The organism is Allobosea sp. (assembly GCF_030695125.1).
GTDB lineage: Bacteria > Pseudomonadota > Alphaproteobacteria > Rhizobiales > Beijerinckiaceae > Allobosea.
In genome coordinates, this window is the sequence record NZ_JAUYTP010000076.1 from 99,259 (window position 1) to 107,345 (window position 8,087).

At 67.5% G+C, this 8,087-nt stretch carries 7 protein-coding genes; 2 read left to right on the forward strand and 5 right to left on the reverse strand.

Features of this window, described 5'->3' with window-relative positions; genetic code table 11:
- Positions 1-199: 199 nt before the first annotated feature.
- Together Q8S38_RS23315 and mdoH are read left to right on the forward strand one after the other, a co-directional pair.
- On the forward strand, positions 200-1,699 hold the full coding sequence (locus tag Q8S38_RS23315; protein WP_371125954.1) for an OpgD/OpgG family glucan biosynthesis protein: 1,500 nt from the start codon (positions 200-202) through the stop codon (positions 1,697-1,699).
- On the forward strand, positions 1,687-3,870 hold the full coding sequence (gene mdoH, locus Q8S38_RS23320; RefSeq protein ID WP_305682721.1) for a glucans biosynthesis glucosyltransferase MdoH: 2,184 nt from the start codon (positions 1,687-1,689) through the stop codon (positions 3,868-3,870). Before Q8S38_RS23315 ends, mdoH begins: the two co-directional genes overlap by 13 nt.
- A gap of 43 nt (positions 3,871-3,913) precedes the next feature.
- Here mdoH and Q8S38_RS23325 read toward each other — a convergent pair whose 3' ends face one another.
- The 5 genes from Q8S38_RS23325 to Q8S38_RS23345 all read right to left on the reverse strand — a co-directional run bounded on the left by Q8S38_RS23325 (position 3,914) and on the right by Q8S38_RS23345 (position 7,535).
- Positions 3,914-4,318 (reverse strand): DUF350 domain-containing protein, encoded by a 405-nt coding sequence (locus tag Q8S38_RS23325; RefSeq protein ID WP_305682722.1) that lies wholly within the window; start codon positions 4,316-4,318, stop codon positions 3,914-3,916.
- Positions 4,319-4,360: 42 nt separating this feature from the next.
- On the reverse strand, positions 4,361-5,245 hold the full coding sequence (locus tag Q8S38_RS23330) for a VOC family protein (RefSeq protein WP_305682723.1): 885 nt from the start codon (positions 5,243-5,245) through the stop codon (positions 4,361-4,363).
- Positions 5,246-5,335: 90 nt separating this feature from the next.
- Positions 5,336-6,505, reverse strand: a complete 1,170-nt coding sequence (locus tag Q8S38_RS23335; RefSeq protein WP_305682724.1) for a glutathionylspermidine synthase family protein — start codon at positions 6,503-6,505, stop codon at positions 5,336-5,338.
- A 1-nt stretch (position 6,506) separates the two neighbouring features.
- Positions 6,507-7,121: a DUF1190 domain-containing protein gene (locus tag Q8S38_RS23340; protein ID WP_305682725.1), complete on the reverse strand. Its 615-nt coding sequence runs from the start codon at positions 7,119-7,121 to the stop codon at positions 6,507-6,509.
- 12 nt (positions 7,122-7,133) lie between these two features.
- Entirely contained in the window at positions 7,134-7,535 is a 402-nt protein-coding gene (locus tag Q8S38_RS23345) for a DUF350 domain-containing protein (protein ID WP_305682726.1), read from the reverse strand.
- Between the last annotated feature and the right edge of the window lie 552 nt (positions 7,536-8,087).

An 8,087-nucleotide genomic window follows, 5' to 3' on the forward strand; every position in this document is an offset into this window, starting at 1 on the left:
GGGCTCCGGGCGGCAAGACCTGACGCTACGGGACGTCGATCGGCCACAAATTACCGGGGTGGCCGCTTTTCAGATCACCGGAAAATGCTCTAGAAGCGCGCAGGGGCGAGGGCGTCGTCCGCGCATGTTGGATATGATGTCGAAACCTTTGAATCGTCGGCAGTTTCTTGAAGGTTCCGGCGGAGCCGCGGCAGCCTCGTTGCTGGCCGCGGGGGCCGCCCATGCGCAGACCCCCTCGGCTCTCGCGGCGATCAACCAGTCCTTCCTGTTCGACGGCCGGCCGTTCGATCCCGCGCTGGTCGTCGACACCGCCCGCATCCTGGCGCAGCGCCCTGTGGTGCCGCTGGTCGCAACCGATCTGCCCGACGGCTATGCCACCCTTCCCTTCGACCAGTATGCGGGGATCAGGGCTCAGCCCGCCGGTCTGATCTGGGCCGGCGAAAACCGCGGCTTCACCGTGGAGCCGCTGCATCGCGGCTATGTCTTCTCCAATCCGGTCAGCCTCTTCACCATCGAGGACGACGTCGTGCGCCGCGTCGGTTTCGACCGCGCCAAATTCGATTACGGGCGGGTCACGCCGCCACCGCCCAACGTCGATCTGCAGTTTTCCGGCATGCGGATCGCCACCGGGCTGGAACGCCCCTTCGAGGTCGCGATCTTCCAGGGGGCCACCTTCTTCCGCTCGCTGGCACGCGGACAGAATTTCGGCGCGCTCGCCCGTGCGCTGATCCTGCGCCCCGGTGAGACGCGCGGCGAGGAGATCCCGTTCTTCCGCGCCTTCTGGATCGAACGGCCGAGCCCGGCGTCCGGCCTGCTCGTGATCCATGCCCTGCTCGATTCCGAGAGCCTGACGGGCGCCCTGCGGATGACGCTGCGGCCCGGCGACGTCACGCTGATCGACGTCGAGATGACGCTGTTTGCCCGCCAGGCGCTCGAGCATGTCGGCTTCGGCTGCACCATGGGCACCTTCCTGTCGGGGCCGCAAAGCCGTCGCAGCTTCGACGATGTCCGCCCGGCCGTGCATGAGGTTTCGGGCGTCCAGATGCGCTCGGGCACGGGCGAATGGATCTACCGCCCTGTGAGCAACCCGGCCGCGCTGCAGGTGTCGTCCTTTATGGACAACAATCCCAAGGGCTTCGGGCTGGTCCAGCGCGAGCGCGACCCGGCCGCCTTCCTGGACGACGACCAGCGCTTCGAGCTGCGCCCCAGCGTCTGGATGGAGCCGCTGGGGGATTGGGGCGCCGGCTCGGTCCAGCTCATCGAGATCCCCAGCGAGTCCGACGTCAACGACAACGTCATCATGTACTGGCGCCCCCGCCAGCCGCTCGCGGCCGGCAGCGAGACGGCGATCGCCTATCGCCAGGCCTGGTGCTGGCAGCCGCCGGAGCGCCCGGCGCTGGCCTTGGCGACGCGCGTGCGCCAGGGCCGTGGAACCCAGGGCCGCCGTCGGCGCTTTATAGTCGATTTCACCGGTGACCGTCTGGCCGATGCCGGGCTGATCGCCTCGACGCGGGCCAACATCACCAGCCAGCCGGGCCAGATCCACAATGTCCGGCTCTGGCCGTTCCCGGAGCGCAAACTGATGCGAGTCGGATTCGAGGTCGATCCCGGGACGGACACTCTCTGCGAGCTTCGGCTCGTGCTGCAATCTGCCGGCCAGCCGGTGTCGGAAACCTGGTTGAATCGATGGATTTGGTAACTGCGACCCGCCCTGGCGATGTCGCTCCGCAGACGCCGCCTGCCGTCGAGAGCCGGCATGCGGCAACGCCTCCCGAGAGCCGGCTCGTCATGCCCGTGCAGTCCTTTCGGAAATGGGACGCTGCGGACCGCCGGGCCCCGGCAGCGCCGCGCGACTGGAAGACACCCTGGCTCAAGCGGCTTTTCGTCTTCGGCGGTGGCCTCGCCCTGACCGCCTATGGCGCGTTCGAAATGTATCATGTCGTGTCGGTCAGCCGCACGACATCACTTCAGTACGTGTTGCTCGTCCTGTTCACGGTCAACTTCTCCTGGATCGCTCTGGCCTTCACCAGCGCCATCCTCGGCTTCTTCGGACTGCTGTTCAACAAGGGCCGGCTCGAGCGTGTCGAGACGCTGCAGCATCGCACCGTCGTGGTGATGCCGATCTACAATGAATCGACCGCGCGCACCTTCGCGGCGCTGACGGCGATCCGGGAATCCGTCGAGGCGACCGGGCTCGGCAGCCATTTCGACTATTTCATCGTCTCCGACACCACGAACCCCGATGTCTGGATCGCCGAGGAGCGCGCCTTCTTGGCGCTGCGCCAGCGCCTCGGGGACGAGGCGCGCGTCTATTATCGCCACAGGCCCAAGAACCATCATCGCAAGGCCGGCAACATCGCCGATTTCGTGACCCGCTGGGGTGGTCATTACGAGCACATGGTCGTGCTCGACGCCGACAGCCTGATGACGGGGACCTGCATCATCCATCTCGCCGCCGCGATGGAGGCTGACCCCGATGCCGGCATCATCCAGTCGCTGCCGCTGATCATCAACCGCAACACCTTCTTCGCCCGGCTCCAGCAATTCGCCGCCCGCGTCTACGGACCGGTGATCGCGACCGGATTGGCGATGTGGTCGGGCCGCGACGGCAATTACTGGGGCCACAACGCGATCATCCGGACGAAGGCCTTCGCCGATCATTGCGGCCTGCCCGATCTCAAGGGCAAGCCGCCCTTCGGCGGGCATGTGCTCAGCCATGACTTCGTCGAGGCGGCCCTGATTCGTCGCGCCGGCTGGTCGGTCTACATGCTGCCGGACCTGACCGGCTCCTATGAGGAGAGCCCGCCCTCGCTGATCGATGTCTCGGTGCGCGACCGACGCTGGTGCCAGGGCAATCTGCAGCATTCGCGCATCATCGGCGCGCAAGGCTTCGTCATGCCGACGCGGCAGCATTTCGCCACCGGCATCATGGGCTATCTCGCCTCGCCCTTCTGGCTGATGCAGCTCGTCGTCGGCATCCTGATCGTGCTCCAGGTCAGCTATGCGAGGCCGGAATACTTCACCCAGGAATTCACGCTGTTTCCGATCTGGCCGCGCTTCGACCCCGAGCGCGCCTTGAACCTTTTCGCGCTGACGATGGCGATCCTGCTGGCGCCCAAGCTGTTCGGGCTTCTGCTGACGCTGTTCAACGGCAAGCTGCGCCGGGCCGGCGGCGGCGCGATCCGGCTGGTGATCTCCGCCCTGATCGAGGTCCTGTTTTCGGCGTTCTTCGCGCCGATCATGATGCTGATCCAGTCGGGATCGGTGTTTCAGATCCTGCTCGGCCGCGACACCGGCTGGAACCCGCAGCGGCGCGACGACGGCTCGATCCCGCTCAAGGACATCATCCGCCGCCACCGCCTGCACACCGTGCTCGGCCTCGTCACCGGGGTCTCGGCCTTCATGATCGCGACCTCGCTGTTTGCCTGGATGTCGCCGACGATCGTCGGCCTCGTGCTGGCGATCCCGCTGTCCTGGGCCTCGGGCCAGCTCGCGCTCGGCCTCTGGCTCAAGCGTCGCAAGCTGCTGTTTACGCCCGAGGAAGGCGACCCGCCGGCAGTCGCCCTGCGGGCCAATGCGCTTCAGGCCGAGTTCGATGCGGCCGGCTTCGACGAGGCCGACGGCTTGCGGGCGCTGCATGCCGACGCTGCTTTGCGCGAGGCGCATGAGGCGATGCTGCCGGAACACCCGCCGCGCCGGCGCGGCGAGATCGAGCCCGACCGCGCCGTGGCTCAGGCCAAGCTGGTCGACGCGGAGACGATCGAGGACGCGGCGATCTGGCTGAAGCCGAAGGAGCGCATGGTCGTACTGCACGACCGCGCGCTGGTGGCGCTGCTGGCATCGCTGCCGGCCGCCCGGGCCACGAGCTGAAGGAGCCGGGCGTCAGAGCCCGGCGTCCCGCCTTCTGCGACTTTTAGAAGCTCATCGCGGCGGCGTTGATGACGCCCGCCGCCAGCGAGGCCGCGCCCAGGAACAGCGCGGCCGCCAGTTCGCCGGCCGCGATGCGGGCCGAGAGGTTCGGCAGGACGATCCTGACCAGCAGATAGACGAGCAGCTGCACCACGATCGCGACGATGCCCCAGACCAGGAGGTCGGCAACCGTGGTGGAATGCACCACCGCGCTCGACAAAGGCAGCGCGAAGCCGGTCAGGCTCAAGCCCAGCGACAAAGCGGCCGCGACATTGTTCTGCCGGATCAGCCCGAACTCGTTATGCAGCGTCGCCAGCGTGTAGACGAGGAGGTAGACCCCCACCAGCGCCAGCGAGGCCCCGAAAAACAAGGCGAAATCGGGAAGCTTCAGCAGGGCCTGCGCAATCATTCTGGTCCGAATCCTGTAAACCGACGGCGCCGAACCTGATCATCAAGCCTGTTCGAAGGCAATGACGCAGCCCATCGCCGCCTCCGCGGGCACGACGATGCGCTCCTCGCCGCGCCCGAACGAGACCTCCGCCGATTCGAGCCGCGCCGCCAGCGCATCGAGGTCGGCCACCGTGACGCAGAAGCCGAGGAACCGGGCGGGCGTCGGCTCGGGCTGCACATGGTAGATCGCCTGTGCCGCCTCGGCATCGAGCACATCGATGCGTCCGCGCGGCAGGGTCAGGACGAAATCGTCATTGCCCTCCAGAACCTCGGGGAAGCCGGCATAGGCGCGCAGGAAGGCGCGGTGGGCGGCAGGGTCGTCGGTCACCAGGATCGCGGCCGAGAGCGCCGAGGCGCCATTGGCATGCTGCTGGAAGGCCGGGTTCCAGAAATTCTGCGGCTCGTGCTGCTGGCAGACGAAGAAGCCGCATTCGGGCGCCAGCGGATCGGCGGCAAACGCGAGCGAGAACGCCACGCGGACCTCGCTGCCATCCGGGCGCCTGGCCTGCCGCTCGAAGAAGAACGGCTCGAAATCACCGATCCCTGCCGTCCGGAACGCAACGGCGTCCGCCTTCGCATCCATGCTTTCGAGGACGAGCATCGACATGCCCTCGCCCCGCGCCAGCGCGTCGGAGACGAAGCTCCCGAAGGAGAACTGTCGCGGCGCCGGCGGGACCACGGCCGCCGCGTCGCCGATCGTGATCAGTTCGAGGAAGGAGCCGGGAAACTGGACGATCCGGTTCTCGGTGCCCCAGGGGTGGCGGTTGCGCGCGCCGACGGTGAAGCCCAGCGTCTCGTAGAACGCACCGGCGGCATCGAGGTCATGGACCCCGATCACGAGATGGTCGAGACCGCGCGGGGTGGCGGTGATCGTCGTATCGGGCATGGGCTTGGCTCGCTTGCGGCAGGCTCGGACCGCAACCTCTAGCAGGTCGGTTGGCTTCGGTCATGCACGACAGCCTCTCCCCCCTGCGGATCACGCCTCGATATAATGCGGCACGAAACGCGAGGTGTTCTTGGTGATCGGCGAGGCGTCCTCGCGCAGGCACAGCCCGCAGGCCTGCGAGGCGACCAGCCAGGAGCCAAGCACCGCGTAACGCCCGCCCGTTTCGAACAGGTTGAGCGCCGCATCCTGCAGGACGAAGCCCTCCGCGCCATAGGGACCGTCATCTTGGTCCAGCACCTGTCCCCGCTCGATCAGCGTGATGTTGGCGCCTTCGCGCGAATAGAGCGGTTTGCGCACATGGCGGGGTGACAGGCTCGCGCAGCGCGGATCGCCCTCGAAGAAGGCCGGCAGCAGGTTCGGATGGCCGGGCTCCATCTCCCACAGGCAGGCGAGCAGGCCCTTGTTGGAGAGGATCGCCTTCCAGGGCGGTTCGATGAACTGGCAGCGCGACGTCGCGAGGTTTGCGGCATAGCCCTCGCGGAACAGCCATTCCCAGGGGTAGAGCTTGAACAGGGTCTCGATCGGCTGGTTGGCGCCGTCGCAGAAGCGCCCGTCCGAGAGCAACCCGATCTCCTCGATATAGCTGAAGCGCGCGTCGAGCCCGGCCTGCACCGCACAGTCCATCAGATAGTCGACGGTGCCCTTGTCCTCGTTGCTGTTCTGGACGCAGGCGAGATGCAGGCGATAGGGGGTCGGTTCGCGCAATTGGGCCCACGCTGCGATCAGCCGCTCATGCAGCGAATTGAACTGATCGCAGCCTGGCGCCAGCATGCCGCGCGCCATCGCCTGCTCCAGCCAGTCCCACTGCACGACGCTGGATTCAAACAGCGCGGTCGGCGTGTCGGCATTGTATTCCAGCAGCTTGGCCGGGCCCTTGCCGTCATAGGCGAGGTCGAGCCGGCCATAGAGATTGCGGTCCCCGCGCTGCCAGCTCTCGCGGATGAAATCCCACTGTGCGGCGGGGATCGCCAGCCGGGTCAGGATCGCCTCGTCGCGCAGCGCTGTCTCGATGAAGGCGAAGCAGAGCTGCTCGATCGCCTCGGTCGGCGCCTCGATGTCGCGCTCGATCTGTTCGAGCGTGAAGGCGTAGGCGACGCTCTCGTCCCAGTAGGTCTGGCCGTCGAGGGTGTGGAACGCGAATCCGAGACGCTCGACCTGGTCCTGCCAGTCCGGGCGCGGCGCGAGGGGAACGCGGCGCATCTCAGGAGGACGAGGACGAGGAGTAGGACCGCGCCGTCGAGCCGAAGCCGCCGCGGGAGGTCGTGGTGGTCGTCGTCACGCCGGGCGACGAGCCGGAGCGCGCCACCAGAGCGGCGCCCGAGGTCGTCGAATAGGCGCGCGCCGAGGATCCGCCGCGGCCGCCATAGCTGCTCCCGCTGCCGGACGAGGACGAGCGCGCCTGCTGGCATTCGGGCGCCTGGCTCCCCGGCGGGCAGGCCTGCTGCGTCGGCGGCAGCAAGGGCTGCGCCGCACCGCCGCCCTGGGTCAGGCTGCGCGCCAGCATGAACCCGGCCAGGGCCGGCACGACCACCTGCGCGCCGTTCCAGACCGCGCTCTGGCAGGAGCCTGAACCATATTCGGTTTCGCAGGCGCTGGTGCTGGTGAATTTCTTCGCGTCGCGCAGATGGTTGGCCGAGGCCTCCCGGAAGCGCTGGTCGCACTGGGTCGAGGTCAGCTGACCGCCGGCCCGGCACTCGGCGATGGTGTTGTAGACGAGGCTGTCTTCGCTCTGGTCCTGCGAGCCTGACCGGCCCCAATAGGTCGCCACGAGCAGAACGCCCGCCGCCGCCAGGCCGATCTGGGTCGAGCGCTTCATCGCCGCCTCCCCTCAGGCCGTCATGCTGGCTGCCGCCAGCGTACCGGAAATCACCGCGATGACGGCGAGCATCACCGCCGAAGGCAGGCGATCCTCCTCGATCTTGCGCGACAGATCCGGGATCAGCATGCGCGCCAGCCCATAGGCGCCAAACTGGATGATCATCGCGGCGATTGCCCAGATCACCAGGTCGGGGATGCTGCTCGCCTGCGCGATCGCTTTCTCGAGCGGCACCGAGAAACCCGCGACATTGCCGCCGAGCGCGATGGCCGCCGAGAGATTGCCGCCGCGGATCAGGGCGATCTCGTCATGGGCGGTGAGGCGCAGATAGACAGCGACGAAGCAGCCGATCAGCGCGGCGCCGAGCACAAAGTAGAGCAGGAATGCGGGCAAGCCCGCCATCGAAATCGCCATGCCCCTGCACCCCGGCTTCGTTCAGGGCTCGATAGAACCATTCGCGTCACGCAGGGTCAACGCATCCACCACATGCATGATGACGGCGCGCGGCTTCGTCCGCCTGCGCTCGCGCGCTTCGGTTGATGCAGCGAGAGGCAGCGGAGCGCCGCGAGGCGCGGGTGTAGAATTCCGCATCCGTTGAGCCAGGATGCGGCGCGGGCAGATTGAGCCACTGCCCGCACGCCCCGTGGCGCTCCGCTTGTCGGCGATTTGTGACCCCGGGCCGCGCTTATCGGGTCGAAGGCCAGCCTCCGCCGCGAGCCCTTTCGACGCCAGTGCCCCTCATCGGGTTGTCGCGTCTATTCGGGCATGGGACGATGGCGTGAGCCGTAAGACCTTTCCAGCGAGCTCCTCGCACAGGGGCCGTAGTACCCCCAGGGCGGTGCCCCGAAGCCTCCCGGGACCGGGGTGCAAACCCGGCCGCAGGCGCCGCGCCCATCCCCACCAACGGCTTGCCTTCCGGATGGCTGCCCCTCAGGGATGAGGTGGGTCGATTATGGGGGTGGTTGG

What these genes read in the sequence shown, in the direction of transcription:
- Q8S38_RS23340 (WP_305682725.1), bottom strand. Translation starts at nt 7,121, where the DNA reads ATGAAGCGCTCGACCCAGATCGGCCTGGCGGCGGCGGGCGTTCTGCTC.
- Q8S38_RS23325 (WP_305682722.1), bottom strand. Translation starts at nt 4,318, where the DNA reads ATGATTGCGCAGGCCCTGCTGAAGCTTCCCGATTTCGCCTTGTTTTTC.
- mdoH (WP_305682721.1), top strand. Translation starts at nt 1,687, where the DNA reads ATGGATTTGGTAACTGCGACCCGCCCTGGCGATGTCGCTCCGCAGACG.
- Q8S38_RS23330 (WP_305682723.1), bottom strand. Translation starts at nt 5,245, where the DNA reads ATGCCCGATACGACGATCACCGCCACCCCGCGCGGTCTCGACCATCTC.
- Q8S38_RS23345 (WP_305682726.1), bottom strand. Translation starts at nt 7,535, where the DNA reads ATGGCGATTTCGATGGCGGGCTTGCCCGCATTCCTGCTCTACTTTGTG.
- Q8S38_RS23335 (WP_305682724.1), bottom strand. Translation starts at nt 6,505, where the DNA reads ATGCGCCGCGTTCCCCTCGCGCCGCGCCCGGACTGGCAGGACCAGGTC.